Here is an 18,478-nt window from a genome sequence, read left to right as displayed (position 1 = left end):
GGCGCTCGATCGTCTTCTGAATCGATACGTAGCGGTGAAGGTGCTGCGTCAGCAATTCGTGCACGATGAAGAATTCATTCGGCGTTTTGGTCGAGAAGCGCAGTCTGCTGCATCCTTGTCGCATCCGAATGTCGTCAGCATTTATGATGTCGGGCGGGAAGATGATATTCATTTTATCGTGATGGAATATATCGAAGGGCGCAACTTGAATGAGATCATTAAGGAACGGGCGCCGTTGCAAGCCGATGAATCGGTACGCATAGCGATTCAGATCTGTGATGCGCTCGATCACGCTCATCAACATCATATTATTCATCGGGACATTAAGCCCCACAACATATTGATAGGCAACAACGGACGTGTGAAGGTGACCGATTTCGGTATCGCGCGCGCTGTCACGTCCTCAACCATTACACAGACGGGCTCAGTACTCGGTTCTGTACACTATTTTTCACCTGAGCACGCGAAAGGCGTTTCTACTGGCGAGAAGTCTGACTTGTACTCGCTTGGTATCGTGCTGTACCAGATGGTGACGGGCAAGCTGCCATTCTTGGGAGAAAGCCCGATCAGCGTGGCTTTGAAGCATTTGCAGGAGCCGTTTGAGGAACCTCGTCTGGTGAACCCGCTCATTCCGCAAAGTGTGGAGAATGTCATACTCAAGTCAATGCGCAAGAATCCAGCTGAACGCTACCAGTCAGCTAAGGAAATGTTGGACGACCTGGAAACTTGCCTGCAGCCTAATCGGCTTCATGAGCCGAAGATATCGTTTGCGCACGCCGCTTCCTTCGACGATGATCAGGAAACGCGCGTCATGCCTGCGATCAGGATGGAAGAGGAGGAGTCTCGCATGCCAGTCAGCAGATCTGGCGGGGCTGGCACTGCTTATGCAGCCAGCGGCGCGTCAGCGCGCAATCCGCGCGAACGATCGACAGGCGGCGGAGGCGCTCAGCCTCCGCATAAGTCGGACGATCCACAGAAGAAGTGGGTCAAGCCTACAATCTGGATAACAGCGACGCTTGTACTTTTAGGAATTCTGATTGGTGTTGTCTTTTATGTGAAAGCCTTGTTGGATGTGAAAGAGGTCAAGGTTCCTAACCTTATAAACATGACCGAGCAGCAGGCGATAGCGGAACTGGCGAAGTGGAAGTTGGAAATTGAATTGCCAATCATCCGCGAGCCAAAAGAAGGCTTTGAGAAAGGTGTCGTCTTCAATCAAATCAAAGCGCCGGGTTCCATGGTTAAGGAAGGTTCCAGCATTAAGCTGTACGTGAGCGAAGGTGAACCGAAGAAGGCCATGCTCGATCTTAAAGGCTTGTCTTATGATGAAGCGGTTGCCAAGCTGTTGGAGCTCGGCGTGGAGCGCTCGCGAATCAACTCTGATCCCGTATACGATGACGAGGCAGCGCCAGATATGGTAGTTGACTCAATACCAGCTGCAGATGCGAAGTTTGACCCTAAGACCGATACGGTCAAGCTGATGGTTAGCAAAGGTCCTGAACCTTTCAACATGCCGAATCTAGTCGATAAAACGGAAGCTGAAGCGCTCGCGGAACTTGAGAAGAACGGATTGAAGCTGAAGAAGGACGGCATTATTCGAGAACCGAGCTACCGCCCTGAAGGTGTGGTTATCGACCAGAAGCCGTATGAGCCGAATGATCCGGTGACGAAGGGCTCGGAAGTGTTGATATATGTAAGCTCCGGTTATCCTCCGGAAGCGTTGAAATACACGTTTAATTTGCCTGTCGCTCCGAAAGAAGAAGGCAAAGAAACGGAGATTCGCATCGAGTTTTCCGATGCGCGCGGCGATAAACAGGATGGTGGTAAGCAGAAGATTACGACGGCTAAAGTATTCGCTGTAAATCTGGTCTTGGCTCCAGATAAGGATGCTGTGGTATCGGTATACCGTAACGGCGAATTCTTCGACGCGTACCCGATTAGGTACAGCGATGCGAAGCAAGGGACAGTTCCTATTCCAGAAATCAACCCTGCCACTACTGATCCTGTGACGGAACCAGATCCAGGCAATCAAGATGGTGGAGGAACAGATCCTGGCACTCCGGCAGAAGGTGAAGGGGATGGAGCCCAAGGAGGAGGAGAAGGATGAACTTAATTAGTAGACATCAGTCCTTGGAGGTAACTGCATGCCGCATGGGATAATTGTTAAAGCATTGAGCGGCTATTATTATGTGCAGCCGGATGGGCAGAAGATGGAGGATGCTGTTCAGTGCCGCGCTCGCGGCGTATTTAAGAAGAAAGGCGTGTCCCCGCTGGTAGGGGACCGCGTCGTGTATTCCATGACGGATAACGGCGAAGGAACGGTTGAAGAGGTAGCTCCACGATCATCTGAGCTCATTCGGCCGCCTATTGCGAACGTGGGCTTGGCACTGCTGGCATTTTCCGTACTGGAGCCGGACTTCAATACTCAATTGCTGGACAAATTCCTCGTACATATCGAGCACGCGGGGCTGGACGCTGTTATTGTCTTAACGAAATGGGACATCGCAGAACGTCTGCACGGCGATCAAGCTGGTAAGCTTATAGCTGAGCTTGAGCGACAGATCGAGGTGTATCGCGGAATCGGTTATGAGGTCATTGTAACAAGCGCGAAAGCGGGCACAGGCTATGAACAATTGCAGGATAGACTCTCGCACGATATCAGCGTGTTTGCCGGTCAATCCGGTGTAGGCAAGTCCTCATTGCTTAACGCGATGCTTCCCGGATCGGGGCTCGAGACGAATGCCATTAGTCATCGTCTCGGGCGAGGCAAGCATACGACACGGCATGTCGAGCTGCTTGCGCTCCCGAACGGCGGCTATATCGCGGATACACCAGGCTTCAGCCAGCTGGACTTTCTCGAGCTTGGAGTCGAGCAGCTTAGCGACTGCTTCCGCGAGTTTCGCGAGCTGTCGGGACAATGCAAGTTTAGAGGCTGCGCGCATATTCATGAGCCGGGCTGTCGTGTGAAGGAAGCGCTGGAATCTGGCGATATCGCGGAATCACGCTACCGTCATTACACGCTCTTCCTGGAAGAGATGAAAGACAAGAAGCGGAGGTACTGACATGATACGTATAGCACCATCAATATTATCTGCTGATTTTGCGCGCCTTGGTGAAGAAGTTGCAGATGTGGAACGCGGTGGCGCCGATTGGATCCATATAGACGCGATGGACGGCCGATTTGTGCCGAACCTGACGTTTGGGCCTCTCGCTGTCTCGGCTGTGCGTCCACACACGAAGCTGACGCTGGACGTGCACTTGATGATCGTTGAGCCAGAGAAGTATATTGAGGATTTCGCACGTGCGGGTGCTGACATTATAACGGTTCATGCCGAGGCGTGTCCTCATCTTCACCGTGTCATCTATCAGATCAAGGAATGCGGTGCAAAGGCTGGAGTAGCGCTAAACCCTCATACGCCTCTGTCAATTATTGAGGAAGTGCTGCCTGATCTGGATCTAGTGCTTATAATGACCGTCAATCCTGGCTTCGGTGGACAAAGCTTTATCGCAAATTCGGTGGACAAGGTACGCCGTCTGCGCGAGCTCGCTTATGCACGCGGATGCCATGACCTCTTCATCGAGGTGGATGGCGGTATAACGCCGCAGACTGCTCATGCGATTGCAGCGGCAGGAGCTAATGTTCTTGTAGCCGGAAGCGCTGTTTTTGGCGCTCAGGACCGCTCTAAGGCGATATCGGAGATCAGGGAAGCGGCGTCGGGCAAGTAGTATGATCGGCCATACAACATAGATTAGAGACTTCTTTGGGAGGAGAGAATGCAGGGTGACATGGCAAAAAGCCTTATTTACGGGGTTCATGAGCTTTTCCGCGGGGACGCTGCTCGGCATATATACCTTGTTGGCAGGGCCCGTCAAGTTTATATTTTCTATGGGGGCTCTGGGAGTAGCTTTCTACTTCTTTAAAAAGTACGATACGAAAGGGATTCGCATTGCGTTTGTCGTGCTGTCTTTCCTTTACGCGCTGCTGTTTGTCTTCTTGGCAACAGCTGTTATCTATATGACGAATATGCCTCAGCCAAGCTAGCCTTTTCCTAAGCTCGATGACTGTTGGCGACGGGATGCAATCCTTGACTTTATAAGCGGGAGATGCGGCGCCCATTTTCAAAGTTGAACACGCATACCGCCCTAGGCGGCGGCATAAGATGGTTACATGAGCGCGGTCTCATGTGGCCATTTTTTGTGTGAAGGTCGTCACGCTAGGAGGATTCCTGTGAGGAGGGGACTCTTTGTGAGGAGCAAGCACATCGCGAATAGCTCGGGCATAGACGAGAACGACGAGGAGGGTGGAAGATGAAATTTTATACGTTTAAGCTGCCGAAATTTCTGGGAGGATTCGTGAAGGCGATCTTGAACACCTTTAATAAGAATTGACGCCTGACACGCCAACCACGAGCTAAATCCGTATTTTATCCATCCGACACGGTTCCTTCCGCTTGCGAAGCATATATGTGGTTCTAAAAGCCCTTGTGCATGGTTTGTACAAGGGCTTCGGCATGACCATAACTGTCTGCGCCTCCTCAAAATTTCTTTCTCCTTATAATTCACTGGAGCAACGGTCATACTATTCCAATATTTAAGTATCTGTCGAATGGAGTTGCAGCAGCATGAACATCATTGATGAACTGGAATGGCGCGATGCCATAAACCAACAGACCGATGCGGAAGGATTACGCCGATTAGTTAGTGAGAAGAAAATATCCTTATACTGTGGAGTTGATCCAACAGGCGACAGCATGCACATTGGACACTTAATTCCATTTATGATGATGAAGCGGTTTCAAATGTTCGGTCATCGTCCCGTCATCTTAATCGGCGGCGCAACCGGAACGATAGGGGATCCAAGCGGTCGCACTACTGAACGGCAATTGCAAACCTTGGAACAGGTACAAGCAAATGTGGATGCGTTAACCAATCAAATCAAGAAATTGTTTGTCTCAGGCGGCAGCAATGAAATCAAAATGGTAAACAACTATGATTGGACGCATGACATGACGGTTCTCGATTTCTTGCGCGACTATGGCAAACACTTTAGCGTGAACACTATGCTGGGCAAAGATATAGTGGCGAGCCGACTGGACAGCGGTATCTCGTTTACAGAATTCTCGTATCAGATTCTTCAATCCTTGGATTTTCATTATTTATATAAAGAAGAAGCTGTTCAATTGCAAATTGGCGGCGCGGATCAATGGGGGAATATTACGAGCGGTCTGGATTTGATTCGTAAGAAGGAAGGGCCGAATGCGAGCGTATATGGTTTGACGATTCCATTAATGCTGAAATCAGATGGCACGAAATTTGGTAAAACAGCAGGCGGAGCCATCTGGTTGGATCCAAACAAAACGACGCCATATGAATTTTATCAGTTCTGGACGAATACAGATGATCGCGATGTCATCCGATTTTTGAAGTTTTTCACATTTTTGAGCAAAGATGAGATTGACAGCTTGGAAGTTAAAGTGCAGACAGAGCCCCATAAACGCGAGGCGCAAATAGTCCTTGCCGAAGAAATGACTAGGTTTGTGCATGATGATGAATCGCTAGAGCAGGCGAAACGAATAACAGCTGCTCTATTTAGCGGTGATATCAAATCATTGACTGCGGATGAAATCGAACAGGGATTTAAAGAGATGCCGACCTTCAACGCTACAAAAGAACCGAAAAATGTAGTGGAATGGCTGGTTGAATTAGGGATTGAGCCTTCTAAGCGGCAAGCGCGAGAAGACATTGTGAATGGAGCCATATCTATAAATGGCGAATTGTTAAACGATGTAGATGCGGAAATCACGATGGAATACGCATTTGATGGAAGATTTATTATTGTTCGTAAGGGGAAGAAGAACTATAGCTTAGTTAAAATAGATTAATTGTATTCGGAATTTGCTTGTGAACTGTCCGCTCACTTCCTTTATGGAGGCGATGCGGATTTTTTTGTGGTCTTAGCAGAATAAATAACTTCTATGTGAGGCACATTAGGTATGTTACATTTTCACTTGAATAGGAGAAAGCGCGATGACCACTACAAAAAAATTGACACTTTTCGGGTTAATCGGAATTACAATGGCGTTCTTTGGTACTGTCCGCAGTGTTCCGACTCTCGCAATAACAGGTTGGACGCAAATATTCTATATGCTTGTAGCTGCAATATTATTTGCTCTGCCGATCGCACTAATGTCTGCTGAGCTTTCAACAGGATTTCCAGAAGAAGGCGGGCCGCAAGTATGGGTGAAAAATGCTCTTGGAGAAAAATGGGGATTTGTAACCTCGTGGCTGCTATGGGTGCAAATGTTCTTCGGTATGGTTATGGTGTCTTCTACAGTAGGCGTATTGCTGGGATATGTTATTAACAAGCCGGAACTATCCTCAAACAATTATTTCATCTTTGCGCTCATACTGATTTCGTATTGGGGCGTGACCATACTTAACTTAAAATTCGATATGGTTAAGATCGCGGGTAACTGGGGATCAGTTATTGGAGTATATATTCCGTTTGCGCTTCTTGTCGTGCTTGGTCTGGTTTACTTTTTCAAACATGGCATTCAACCAGACAGCTATCTTGGAAATTACACACCCTCTAAACTGCTGCCGGATTTTACCGATTTGGGTAGTTTGACCTACTTATCAGGTATTATCTTCATATTTGCAGGTGTAGAGATTTCGTCCGTTCACGCCAATAATATTGAAGAACCAAAACGCAATTATCCTATTGCAGTTATTGCATCGGTTATATTGCTGGTCATATTCAATCTTGTTGCGGGTCTAACGGTTGCGAACGGTGTTAAGATGGGAGAACTTGAGCTCTCTAATATTACACAACCCTTCTTAATTTTTTGTCAGGATTTAGGTCTTCCCTTAATTATCGTAAATATCATCTCGGCCATGATTCTCATCGGAGTACTCGTGCAGTTAAGCGCGTGGGTGCTTGGACCGAGTAAATCCATGATCAAGGTAGCGGAAGAAGGGAGTCTGCCTAAATTTTTTCAAAAGAGAAACGATAAAAATATTCCGATCACTTTTGTTTACGTACAAGCTATTGTTATCTCTTTGGTTTCGTTCTTGTACATAGTTGTACCGGACGTAAACAGCGCATTTTTGATCATTACCATCACGACAACTATTCTTTACTGCGTCGTATATGCTTTGATTGCGATCTCGGCGATCGCTCTGCGCTACAAGATGCCAGACATCGAAAGACCGTTTAGATTGGGCAGCAAAGGAAATGGCTTGATGTGGTTTGTCTCGATATTAACGATGATAAGCGTTGCAATCACGATTGGGGTCAGTATGATTCCACCATCCATTCTGCAGCCAAGCCAGTATACACTGTACATTACTTTCCAAGTAGGGGCTACGGTGGTAATGATTGGTATCGCTCTAATTATAAACAGATTTAAAAAACCAGAGTGGAAAAAAAGCGAATAATCGAAATTAGGTTGGGAGGAATATAGTAATGGAACAGGGAAAAGAAACGAATTATAACGTGCCTGATATTAATCTGAAAGCATTATTTCTGGGAGATAAAGGTGAAAACGTTGATTTATTTAAAGAATTGCTACTTAAAGTAGTGGACGAGCATGTGGGTTGGCGTCAAAATTATCAGCCCCAAGACTTGCCCGTCATCACACCGCAAGATAAAAGCTCCGATAGCTTTAATGAAACAGCGGATCATGTTCGCAGTGTATTCAATGAATTGTCTTCCAAGCTGCGGACGGAATCTCTCCCTTGGCATACAGCAGGTCGTTTCTGGGGACATATGAACTCAGAAACACTGATGCCTGCCATTATAGCTTACACTGCTGCTATGCTGTGGAATGGCAATAATGTCGCTTATGAATCCTCGCCGGCAACTTCAAAGATGGAAGAGGAAGTCGGTCATGAATTGGCTCGTCTTATGAGCTATAGAAAGGATCTTTCTTGGGGACATATTTGTGCGGACGGTTCTATCGCAAACTTGGAAGGTCTGTGGTATGCAAGAAATATGAAGTCACTTCCACTTGCGATCAAAGAGGTAGCTCCTCAGCATGTCGAAGGAAAATCGGAATGGCAATTGCTGAATATGTCAGTAGAAGAGATTCTAGATATCATGGATCAAATTCCTGATCAATTAGATGAGATAAAGGCTCATTCTGCGCGCAGCGGCAAACATTTGGAGAAGCTTGGCAAGTGGATTATTCCGCAGACGAAGCATTATTCTTGGTTGAAGGCCGCTGATATTATCGGAATCGGGCTGGATTGCACGGAGCCTATTGATGTAGATGAGCATTATCGAATGGATATTGGCAGCTTGGAAGCGAAGATTCGTTCGTTGGCTGCGGAACAAATTCCGGTGCTGGGTGTGGTTGGCGTAGTTGGAACAACAGAGGAAGGCCAGATCGACTACATTGACAGAATTGTCGAGCTTCGCGAAAAGCTAAAAGGAGAGGGGATTTACTTCTACATTCATGTGGATGCTGCTTACGGCGGTTATGCACGGGCTATCTTCTTGGATGAGAACGATGAGTTCATCGATTATAAAAAGATTCCTGAAGCTTTCGAGAAGCATAACATATTCACGGAGAAAAATGATTGGCTTACCGAAGAGGTTTACAACGCCTTCAAAGCGATGAGTCAAGTTGAGTCCATTACAATCGATCCGCATAAAATGGGATATATTCCTTATTCGGCAGGCGCGATTATTATTAAAGATACTAGAATGCGCGATTCTATTTCGTATTTTGCAACTTATGTATTTGAAAAAGGGGCTAATATTCCGGCCTTGCTGGGTGCCTATATTCTCGAAGGCTCAAAAGCGGGTGCAACCGCAGCGGCTGTATGGACGGCTCATAAAGTGCTGCCTTTAAACATTAAGGGTTATGGCAAATTAATCGGAGCGAGCATTGAAGCTGCATACCGATTCTACCATTTCCTAGAGAATAAGGAGTTTAAGGTTAAGGACAAAACCATTAAAATCCATCCGCTTACAAAGCCGGATTTCAATATGGTTGACTATGTCTTCAATGAGGAAGGCAATACAGATCTGGCTAAAATGAATAAATTGAACCACGATTTCTTCAATTACGCCTCCTATGTTAAAGGTGGACTATACAGCAACAAATTTATTACATCACATACTGACTTTGCTATCGATGACTACGGCAACAGCCCGTTTCCATTCGTCCAAAGCTTGGGATTCAGCCGTGAAGAGTGGGATAAGGAAACCAAAGTTACTGTTCTGCGGGCTTGCGCTTTAACTCCATATGCTCATGACAAAGAGGTATTTCAGGAGTATGCGGCCAAGATCGAAGAGGCGATTCAGGAGAAGCTTGAAGCTATATACGAAAATGAAATGGATAATCAGCAGTAAAAGCATATACAAAGAACACAGCAGCTATAGTGTTTCACTCGAGCTGCTGTGTTTTTTTTGATATGTATAGACATAAAAAAAGGCTGATCCGTCAAATAGAAAATTCTACTCTTGGATAGCCCTTCTTTGTATATTGTACATGAGGTTAGACGCGAGTTACTTTACCTGCTTTCAATGCGCGCGTGCTCACGTATACGCGTTTCGGTTTGCCATCGACCAAAATGCGAACTTTTTGAACGTTTACGCCCCAAGAGCGGCGAGTTTTGTTGTTCGCGTGTGATCTAAAGTTACCAGAGCCAGGTTTCTTCCCCGTGATATAACATTTGCGAGCCATGCCTAACACCTCCTTATCCTTAAAGCAACAATTACATACATTCAATCAAATACTTAAATATGATACCATAGCCTAAAATGGCTCGTCAACTGAAACAGCAACTTTGTTTATTTACATTGTTTATTTATTAATTCTCTTATAGTACAATGGTGATTAGTCCATAATACTCAAAAAAAAGGAGTGAACGAACCATGGCCATCGAACTTGGATTGGAATTAGGTAAGGTTAACATATCTGAAGGGGTTGTGGCAGTTATTGCCGGTTCGGCCGCGATGGATGTTTACGGTCTTGTTGGCATGGCTTCGCGTAAGCAATTAAAGGACGGGATTGCTGAATTGCTCGGACAAGAAAATTTGTCGCGCGGAGTTGTAGTGCGCCGTGAGCAAGATGCGCTGCATATAGATCTCTACATTGTCGTAAGCTACGGTACCAAAATTTCAGAAGTAGCACACAACATTCAAGTGAAAGTAAAATACGTGTTGAATGAAGTGGTTGGATTGAATGTGGAACAAGTGAACATTTTTGTCCAAGACGTACGTGTATTAAGCTAGGAAGGAGAATATTCGTTGAACATTCGTTCTCTTAATGGAGCACAGTTTGCCAATATGGTGTTGAGCGGAGCTGACTCATTGAATCGTCATGCTGAACTCGTCAACTCCTTGAATGTGTTCCCAGTACCAGATGGTGACACAGGCACGAACATGAATTTAACGATGACGGCTGGTGTAGCGGAGATGAAATCCAAGCCATCGTCATCCATTTCCAAGACAGCAGAGGTATTGTCTAAAGGACTCCTCATGGGGGCGCGGGGTAACTCCGGCGTTATCCTATCTCAATTATTCCGTGGATTTAGCCGCGGTGTTGCTGGTCTTGATGAGGTGAACTCCACTCAGTTTGCGCATGCTTTGCAGACGGGCGTGGACACCGCTTATAAAGCAGTTGTTAAACCTGTTGAAGGCACGATCTTGACCGTTGCGAAGGAAGCTGCTAAGCATGCGGTACATATCGCACGCCGCACTCCAGATGTCCGTGAGCTTATGCTGGAGGTACTGACAAAAGCCAAATCGGCGCTTGCCAAGACTCCTGATCTGCTGCCTGTATTGAAACAGGTTGGGGTTGTAGACTCTGGCGGTCAAGGGTTGGTATATATTTATGAAGGATTCCTGCACTATATGGACACTGGCGCAATTGAAGGCGCTGTAGCTGAGGTAGTAGTTCCGAGCACATCTCCTGCACCTGCAGCTGTGACTCGTCCTGCACCTGTCCGTCATGAATCGCACAGCGCGCAAGCCAAGCTGAATACAGAAGATATTGAATTTTTATATGATATGGAATTTTTCATTGATCGTACACGGGGCGGAGTTCGTGCCTTCCATGAAGATACGTTCCGAAAAGCGCTTGCACAGAACGGTGATTCTATCATCGTAATTGCGGATGACGAGATTATTAAAGTGCATGTCCATTCTCGCAAGCCAGGTGAAGTGCTGGATCTCGCTATGCAATATGGCGAACTGATTAAGATTCATATCTTGAATATGCGTGAACAGCACCGTGAGCTCCTTCATGGAGAGCATGGTGAATACGACGAGCAGGGCGAATCCGCAATGCCTGATGTATTCGCAGATATGCCGGCAAGCCGTGCGGCTGCAGAACCGGTAGCAGCAGTTCCTGCAGACGAGATCGCGCCTTTCGGCTTTATCGCGGTTGCGATGGGTCAAGGTATTATGGATATTTATAAGAGCTTAGGTGTGGATGTCGTATTGTCCGGCGGACAGACGATGAACCCGAGCACTCAAGATTTCGTTCAAGCTATCGAGTCCATTTCGGCAGAGCACATCTTTATTCTGCCAAACAACTCGAATATCATTATGGCTGCGAAACAAGCTGCTGAGATCGTAGAACGCAGTGTCACTGTGCTTGAGACGAAGACGATTCCACAAGGTATCGCTGCTGCATTCGCGTTCCAGGATGACGAGTCTGTGGATAGTAATGTATCCGCTATGCAGGAAGCTATCGCGCATGTGAAGTCAGGACAAGTTACGTATGCGGTTCGTGATACGACATTTGACGATCTAGAGATTAAAGCGGGTAACTTTATTGGAATCTTCGCGGGCAAGATCGTGGCTACGACCGAGAATCTTACTGAAACTTGCGAGCAGCTTCTAGGTAAGATGCTGGAAGACGGCGGCGAGATCATTACGATTCTGACTGGTGACAGCGCGAAGCCGGAAGAAACCGAACTGCTCGTTGAATGGCTGGAAGAGCATCATCCAGATGCTGAAGTAGAGGTTCATGAAGGCGGACAGCCGATTTATTCTTATATTTTATCTGTAGAATGATATCTTTAAGAAAGTAATTTTAATGGGGAGGCACGTTATGGCAAATGTTCGAATCGTAACGGACAGCACAGCTGATATACCTCTTGAAGTGCGTCAACAATTAGGTATCGAGATGGTGCCTCTAAAAGTTCACTTCGGTAATGAGATGTACCAAGATGCTGTAACGATTGAGCCGGATCAATTTTTCGAAAAATTAGTCCAGTCCTCAAAGTTGCCGACAACGTCTCAACCTTCACCAGTTGAATTTCTTAACGTATATAGACGCTTAATTGATGAACAAGATAGTTCCGTCATTTCGATACATCTATCAGCAGCATTGAGCGGAACTTACCAGTCCGCTGTGCTGGCGAAGAATATGATGGAAGAAGATGCTGATATTACGGTCATCGATTCTCGTTCAGCTTCCTATGGTATCGGTATGATTGTGGTGCAAGCTGCGAAGATGGCACAGGAAGGCTGCTCGAAGGAGCAGATCATGGAGATGATCGATCGAATCTCGAGCGGTCGTCAGCTATTCTTCTTAGTGGATTCGCTAGAATATCTGCAGAAGGGCGGCCGCATCGGGAAAGCGGCCGCGGTGTTCGGCTCTTTACTGAACATCAAGCCGATTCTGTCTGTTGATGCGGAAGGCGGAGTTCATGCATTAGACAAGGTGCGCGGCTCTAAGAAGGCTATTGCGCGCATTGTTGAGATGATGAAGCAGAAGCACGGAGACAACCCGGTTCACTTCGCCGTAGGATATACGAATGATAAAGCAGCAACAGAAGATCTAGTAGCAGCGGTTCAACAGGCCTTTGATATCAAAGATGTCCAATATATTCAGGTCGGAGCAGTCATAGGTACTCATGTCGGTCTGGGTGTGTCTGCCGCATTTATGTGGCCGGCAATTGAGACTTCAGAGCTAGGTCAGAACGGAAAGCATTGATCTTATGTTAGACTATTCCCAAATACCAGTTACTATGATTAAAGGCGTGAGCGCTGTAAAACAGCAAGAGCTTCACGCCTTTGGCATTTCTACTGTTGAAGATCTGCTGCTATATTTCCCGTATCGTTATGAAGATTACCATGTGCGCGCGCTCAGCGAGGTGAAGGACGGCGAGAAGATTACGGTTGAAGGCAAGATCGTAAGCGAGCCGGTGCTGCAGCGTTTTGGTAAAAAATCAAAAGTATCTTGCCGAGTTATGATTGAGAGCTGGCTGGTGACGGCTAGCTGGTTCAATCGACCGTATATGAAAGAACAATTGACGAATAATCGCGATATCGTATTGACAGGCAAATGGGATCAGCGGCGCCTGCAGATTACGGTGGCGTCATCTGAATTCCCGGATCGCGGCGCGCTGCGCAAGGATACGCTGCAGCCGGTCTATTCGATCGGTGGCAAGATGACACAGGCGTGGATGCGCAAAACGATCGCGCAGGCGCTCGTTCAGTTCGGGGAGATGATCCCTGAACTGCTGCCGCAGGAGCTTGTGAAGCGTTACCGCCTCATGCCGCGCAAGCAGGCGATTCGCGTGCTTCATCAGCCCTCGGATACGCAGGAGGGCAAGCAAGCGAGAAGGCGTATGGTGTACGAGGAGCTGTTCCTGTTCCAGATGAAGCTGCAGGCGTTCAGAGCCTTAACGAGGGAACGGGCGGACGGCATCGTGCATCAAGTCAGCAATGCGACGGTGCGCGAGTTTGTGCGCTCGCTGCCGTTTGAGCTGACGGACGGACAGAAGCAGACGGTGACGGATATTTTGCATGACATGCGCTCACCATTCAATATGAACCGGCTGCTGCAGGGCGATGTCGGCTCCGGCAAGACGGTGGTAGCGGCGATTGCACTGTATGCAGCGGTTAGAGCTGGCTATCAAGGCGCGCTGATGGTGCCAACCGAGATACTGGCCGAGCAGCATATGCGCTCGCTGTCGAAGCTGTTCGAGCCGCATGGAATCGAGGTGGCGCTGTTGACCGGCAGCGTGACAGAGCGTAAACGCCGCGACATACTAGGCGCACTGCAGATGGGTATGCTTCATGTGCTGGTAGGGACGCATGCGCTGATTCAGGATGACGTTATCTTTCGTCAACTGGGCTTGGTCGTTACGGATGAGCAGCATCGCTTTGGCGTGAATCAGCGCAGCGTGCTGCGCCGCAAAGGCTGGAATCCGGATGTGCTGCTGCTGACAGCTACCCCGATTCCACGTACGCTTGCGATTACAGCCTTTGGCGATATGGACGTGTCCTCGCTGCGCGAGCGCCCTGCAGGCCGTAAGCCGATCAAGACGTATTGGGTGAAGCACGACATGCTCCCGCGCATCGTGAATTTCATTCAACGCGAGGTGGAGGAAGGGCGCCAGGCCTATATAATCTGTCCGCTAATTGAAGAGTCGGACAAGCTTGACGTGCAGAATGCGATCGATGTGCATGTACAGATGCAGCAGGCGATGCCGAATCTGCGTATCGGATTGCTGCACGGTCGAATGACAGCTGCCGAGAAGGACAGCGTCATGCAGGGCTTTAACGTCGGCGATACGCATGTGCTCGTGTCAACGACCGTTATCGAGGTCGGAGTAGATGTGCCGAATGCGACGCTAATGATCATTATGGATGCTGAGCGCTTCGGCCTGTCGCAGCTTCATCAGCTGCGCGGCCGCGTAGGACGCGGTCAGCATCAGTCGCACTGCGTGCTCATTGCCGATCCGAAGTCAGAGGTCGGTCAGGAGCGCATGCGCATCATGACCGAGACGGAGGACGGCTTCGAGCTGTCGCAGCGTGATCTGGAGCTGCGCGGTCCTGGCGACTTCTTCGGCACGAAGCAGAGCGGCATGCCGGACTTCAAGCTCGCGGATATGTCGAGCGACTTTGCGGTGCTGGAGCAGGCTCGCGATGACGCTGCCGAACTGATCCGCTCGGAGGCGTTCTGGACATCGACGGAATATGCACTGCTGCGCGACGCGATTGATAAGGAGAAGCTGTTCCAAGGGGAGCTGCTCGATTAAGCTGCTGCATTTCATGGGATATGACCCAGAACTTTTGGATACCGGACAAGCGCTGGTGCATACAATGGTAAAGTCGTTGGGCGTTTAGTTCACAACGACCGGCTTAAGTGTATAACGGAGGCCGATCAAAGCCGAGTATCCGGGCATTAGCCTGCGTTCCGGCACGATGTACCGGAGGTGTCATAACATGAGCTATACCAAATACGGGATCAGCTCACAGTTCGTCGAACGTGTGAAGACGAAGATGAAGAACCCGCTGATGAAGGATCGCGTGAAGAAGCTGTTGGAAGGTGTAACGAAGCAGGATCTGCAGGATCGTGCGGTCGTGCGCCGACTAGTTCGTAAAGCTGCGTTAACCTTGAATGAGACGCTCACCGAAACACAAGAGGATCAGATCGTGAAATTCGTAATAGCACAGAAGATAGATCCGAACAATACGTTTCACTTGATTAAATTGTGGGGCATGTTCCGCTGATGCGGGGCATGCTTTTTTTCTATGCAGATTCGCAGCACCTTCCAACAAAATACAACCAAACGCGCAGTCATGCGTCTTACTAAATTTTTATTATTTATAGTCTAGTGCGACATCTCCAAAGTAAGCTAAGAAAGCATCCTCCACCTCGGATAACCGCGCGTCCTTATCCCATAGTGAAGAACAGGATTCAATGAATTGAATCGTCTCCTCGCACCAGCGGATGTACTGTATCTCCTGATCTATTCCCCTTTTTAACACGACTGAACCCATCAGTATTCTGGAGCTTGCAACATCGCGTTCCTTGAGGCTCTGCCATCTATCTTGAAGAATGTGATTAATATGCATCAAGCGCAGCTCGCGTTCCTTCTGATATGTCTTGATCTGAAAGATCACTTCGTCAATCGGTACATTATCCATAAAAACAGTTTGCATCAGAAAGGAATCCTTAATCTTAGGGGCTTCTGGAGGTGTAATGAGCCACTTCATGAGCTCCTCTAATCCCGCTTCTGTGATGGTATAGATCTTCTTATCAGGCTTGCCTGACTGAGTAACGAGCCTGCTGCTAATGAGCTGTTCCTGTTCCAGCTTGTTTAGCTCAGGATAGATCTGTGAGAGATGGGAGTGCCAGAAGATTCCCATAAAATCATCGAATTCCTTTTTAAGATCATAACCGGTTGCTTCCCATTTACTCAGAAAGCCTAATATTCCATATCGCAGTGACATGCTCTAATCGTCCTTTCTATATGCAATCTATTGGTACGTGTGCTGCAGGTGTTCATTTTAAGTTGCCTGAGCCTGAGCCTGTGTCTGTGCTTGTGATTGTGCTTCAGCGGTTTTCTGAGTCTCCGCTTTCCCTAGGCCAGGTATCAGATACATTCCCAATATCCCGATGATCAACAGAATGACAGCTATTATAGCAATTGTTGTTATAACTCCCATGTTACTCAGTAATGCGCTGACGATCAATATCCCTGGCAATGCTGCCGAACTCATGATCATGTGATAGATGCTGAAGGTTCTGGTATATTGCTCACTTGCAACAGCCTCCTGCAAATAAGAGACAAACGTTACATTAAAGCAACCGAGCGCGATTCCTTGTATAAAAAATAGAGGCGGGATCATCACCCAATTCGTTATGAAGCACAGGCTTCCTAGGCTCAAGCATAAGGCGAACAGGGGCGGGATAATAAGCCATTTTCGCTCGATTCGGTTATACCATCTGGGAACTAATAATGCTCCCAGCATCATACCTAGCATTGAGGCTGCGCCAATAAAACCTAAATTCTCTACACCTTCGGACAATACCTCAGTTAGAAATGCGATAAGCAGCAGATCGATTGAAGTAGCGACAAACATCGCGACAGCCAAAAAAGAGAATAGTGACTTGAGCTGAGGATGCTTTATTATGTATCGGACTCCTTCTTTCATTAACGACCATTGGCTGCTATGCTGTGCAGATTCATTTTTTACTAAAGGCTTAATCCTATTGATAAATACGAGCGAGAATATCAACAATCCGACGGAGACGAGCAACAGCGAGGTGGGGGTGAACGAAAGCTTGATCATCAAGGCAGTAAAGGTTTGCCCTAGGATCTTTACTACGGTAAAGCCTAGCTGCAGCAGACTGTTGGCTGTTGGGCGCTGACGGTCCTGCACTATATGAGGCAGCAAGGATTGATTAGCCGGGATAAAGAAAAGTCCGATCACACTCTCAATGATGAGAATAACGTAAGTCCATTGATATGGTATGTATGGCATTACGCATACAAAGGCGACCAGCACGATTGAGCGAATTGTGTTCGAGTGCGACATGACTCTTTGTAACGTCTTGTTGCTAATCCAGGCGCCGATCGGAAGGGCTAGCATGGCTATCGGAAGATAGTACGCGGCATAGAATAGGGTAAAGGATTCGCTGTGAGCAGAGTTCAGCTCGATCCACTTTAGCAGCGCGAAGAACAGAATTGAGTCAGCAAATACGCTTAAGATTCGTCCGATAAACAGATGCCGAAAAGCACGATTGTGGATCAGTATCATAGTTATGCTCCTTTTATGAAATGGTTTGAGGAAGTAACATTACTGGAATGTATAAAATATTATATATAAGTCATTATACATAAATTATTATGTTAGTAAATGTTTTTGAACTAATATATATAAACGTACAAGGCTGCATTGTTATGGTCAGCTATGAATATGAGTGAAATATTAGTGGTAGCTGATGCTGCAGTTAAGATCAATGATGAGTCGGATGCAGTCTTGTTTCATACAAATCTCTTTGCAGCCTCATTCGGGTACTATCCCATAGGCTCAGGAGCTCGGGATACGGGAGTTGGTGGGTATCAACTAAGCGTGAAGAAGAACCGCCAGTAGTTCTGTCATATACAAGCCTCTCCTCAGTGCCGTTTGGGTACTATCCCATAGGCTCAGGAGCTCGGGATACGGAGTTGGTGGGTATTAACTAAACGCGAAGAAGAATTTCAAGTAGTCCAGTCACATACAATACTCTCTTCAGTGCCGTTTGGGAACTATCCCATAGGCTCAGGGAGCTCGGGATGCGGAGTTGGTGGGTATCAACTAAGCGTGAAGAAGAACCGCCAGTAGTCCAGTCACATACAATACTCTCTTCAGTGCCGTTTGGGTACTATCCCATAGGCTCAGGGAGCTTGGGATGCGGAGTTGGTGGGTATCAACTAAACGCGAAGAAGAATTGTTAGTTATTTTGACCTATGGAAGTCTTTCTATAGCGACATTTGGGCATTATCCCATCAACTCAGAAACTCGATGTACTGAGTTGATGGGATAATGGTGAAATGACAGTTGAAAGGATTATCCGCCTCAAAGTATGTACATAGTGCTGGGGCTTCGTTGTTAACATCAGCTGCGGGCCACGCACGCTATTGCGAGGAAAGGGTGGGCTACCGAGTTCACCTGAGTGATTCCGTAACAGGTAATTTACCAGTAATCGTGCTGCAACAGAGGGGTTATGACAGCTGTAAC

The 18,478-nt window shown here is 47.4% G+C and carries 17 protein-coding genes; 14 read left to right on the top strand and 3 right to left on the bottom strand.

Annotated elements, in window-relative coordinates; all coding sequences use genetic code 11:
* The 8 genes from pknB to tdc all read left to right on the top strand — a co-directional run.
* The coding region (gene pknB / locus ACXX53_RS09370; protein ID WP_458568355.1) for a Stk1 family PASTA domain-containing Ser/Thr kinase at positions 1-2,104 on the top strand (2,104 nt) is incomplete at its 5' end.
* Positions 2,105-2,141: 37 nt separating this feature from the next.
* Positions 2,142-3,059, top strand: a complete 918-nt coding sequence (gene rsgA / locus ACXX53_RS09365) for a ribosome small subunit-dependent GTPase A (protein ID WP_458568354.1) — start codon at positions 2,142-2,144, stop codon at positions 3,057-3,059.
* 1 nt (position 3,060) lies between these two features.
* Positions 3,061-3,723, top strand: a complete 663-nt coding sequence (rpe, locus tag ACXX53_RS09360) for a ribulose-phosphate 3-epimerase (RefSeq protein WP_458568353.1) — start codon at positions 3,061-3,063, stop codon at positions 3,721-3,723.
* 55 nt (positions 3,724-3,778) lie between these two features.
* Positions 3,779-4,039, top strand: a complete 261-nt coding sequence (locus tag ACXX53_RS09355) for a hypothetical protein (RefSeq protein WP_458568352.1) — start codon at positions 3,779-3,781, stop codon at positions 4,037-4,039.
* A 266-nt stretch (positions 4,040-4,305) separates the two neighbouring features.
* Positions 4,306-4,386 (top strand): stage V sporulation protein SpoVM, encoded by an 81-nt coding sequence (gene spoVM / locus ACXX53_RS09350; protein WP_085492771.1) that lies wholly within the window; start codon positions 4,306-4,308, stop codon positions 4,384-4,386.
* Between the two features lie 233 nt (positions 4,387-4,619).
* Entirely contained in the window at positions 4,620-5,879 is a 1,260-nt protein-coding gene (gene tyrS, locus ACXX53_RS09345; protein WP_458568351.1) for a tyrosine--tRNA ligase, read from the top strand.
* A gap of 145 nt (positions 5,880-6,024) precedes the next feature.
* Positions 6,025-7,434: a tyrosine-tyramine antiporter gene (tyrP, locus tag ACXX53_RS09340; protein WP_458568350.1), complete on the top strand. Its 1,410-nt coding sequence runs from the start codon at positions 6,025-6,027 to the stop codon at positions 7,432-7,434.
* Between the two features lie 28 nt (positions 7,435-7,462).
* Positions 7,463-9,355, top strand: a complete 1,893-nt coding sequence (gene tdc / locus ACXX53_RS09335) for a tyrosine decarboxylase (protein ID WP_458568349.1) — start codon at positions 7,463-7,465, stop codon at positions 9,353-9,355.
* 145 nt (positions 9,356-9,500) lie between these two features.
* Here tdc and rpmB read toward each other — a convergent pair whose 3' ends face one another.
* Positions 9,501-9,689, bottom strand: coding sequence for a 50S ribosomal protein L28 (rpmB, locus tag ACXX53_RS09330; protein ID WP_028545071.1), 189 nt, complete (start codon positions 9,687-9,689; stop codon positions 9,501-9,503).
* Positions 9,690-9,880: 191 nt separating this feature from the next.
* On the opposite strand from rpmB, the gene ACXX53_RS09325 reads away from it, so the two are divergent.
* The 5 genes from ACXX53_RS09325 (at position 9,881) to ACXX53_RS09305 (ending at position 15,481) form a co-directional block, all read left to right on the top strand.
* Positions 9,881-10,240 carry an Asp23/Gls24 family envelope stress response protein gene (locus tag ACXX53_RS09325; protein WP_458568348.1) on the top strand — a complete coding sequence of 120 codons (360 nt, stop codon included), beginning with the start codon at positions 9,881-9,883 and terminating at the stop codon, positions 10,238-10,240.
* Between the two features lie 54 nt (positions 10,241-10,294).
* Positions 10,295-12,028, top strand: a complete 1,734-nt coding sequence (locus ACXX53_RS09320; RefSeq protein ID WP_458568386.1) for a DAK2 domain-containing protein — start codon at positions 10,295-10,297, stop codon at positions 12,026-12,028.
* Between the two features lie 37 nt (positions 12,029-12,065).
* The gene (locus tag ACXX53_RS09315; RefSeq protein WP_458568347.1) at positions 12,066-12,953 is read left to right on the top strand and encodes a DegV family protein; all 888 of its coding nucleotides are present in this window, start codon (positions 12,066-12,068) and stop codon (positions 12,951-12,953) included.
* A gap of 4 nt (positions 12,954-12,957) precedes the next feature.
* Positions 12,958-15,006, top strand: a complete 2,049-nt coding sequence (gene recG, locus ACXX53_RS09310) for an ATP-dependent DNA helicase RecG (RefSeq protein ID WP_458568346.1) — start codon at positions 12,958-12,960, stop codon at positions 15,004-15,006.
* 187 nt (positions 15,007-15,193) lie between these two features.
* Positions 15,194-15,481: a stage VI sporulation protein F gene (locus ACXX53_RS09305; RefSeq protein ID WP_458568345.1), complete on the top strand. Its 288-nt coding sequence runs from the start codon at positions 15,194-15,196 to the stop codon at positions 15,479-15,481.
* A gap of 90 nt (positions 15,482-15,571) precedes the next feature.
* On the opposite strand, the gene ACXX53_RS09300 is transcribed toward ACXX53_RS09305, so the two are convergent.
* Positions 15,572-16,204, bottom strand: coding sequence for a PadR family transcriptional regulator (locus tag ACXX53_RS09300; protein WP_458568344.1), 633 nt, complete (start codon positions 16,202-16,204; stop codon positions 15,572-15,574).
* A 57-nt stretch (positions 16,205-16,261) separates the two neighbouring features.
* Positions 16,262-17,515: an MFS transporter gene (locus ACXX53_RS09295; RefSeq protein ID WP_458568343.1), complete on the bottom strand. Its 1,254-nt coding sequence runs from the start codon at positions 17,513-17,515 to the stop codon at positions 16,262-16,264.
* 159 nt (positions 17,516-17,674) lie between these two features.
* Here ACXX53_RS09295 and ACXX53_RS09290 point away from each other — a divergent pair, with 159 nt between their 5' ends.
* Positions 17,675-17,851, top strand: a complete 177-nt coding sequence (locus ACXX53_RS09290; RefSeq protein ID WP_458568342.1) for a hypothetical protein — start codon at positions 17,675-17,677, stop codon at positions 17,849-17,851.
* Positions 17,852-18,478 lie beyond the last annotated feature (627 nt).

It is taken from the genome of Paenibacillus marinisediminis (assembly GCF_054343325.1).
Note: the sequence above shows the minus strand (reverse complement) of the source record. Positions and strands in the feature narration are given on the sequence as shown.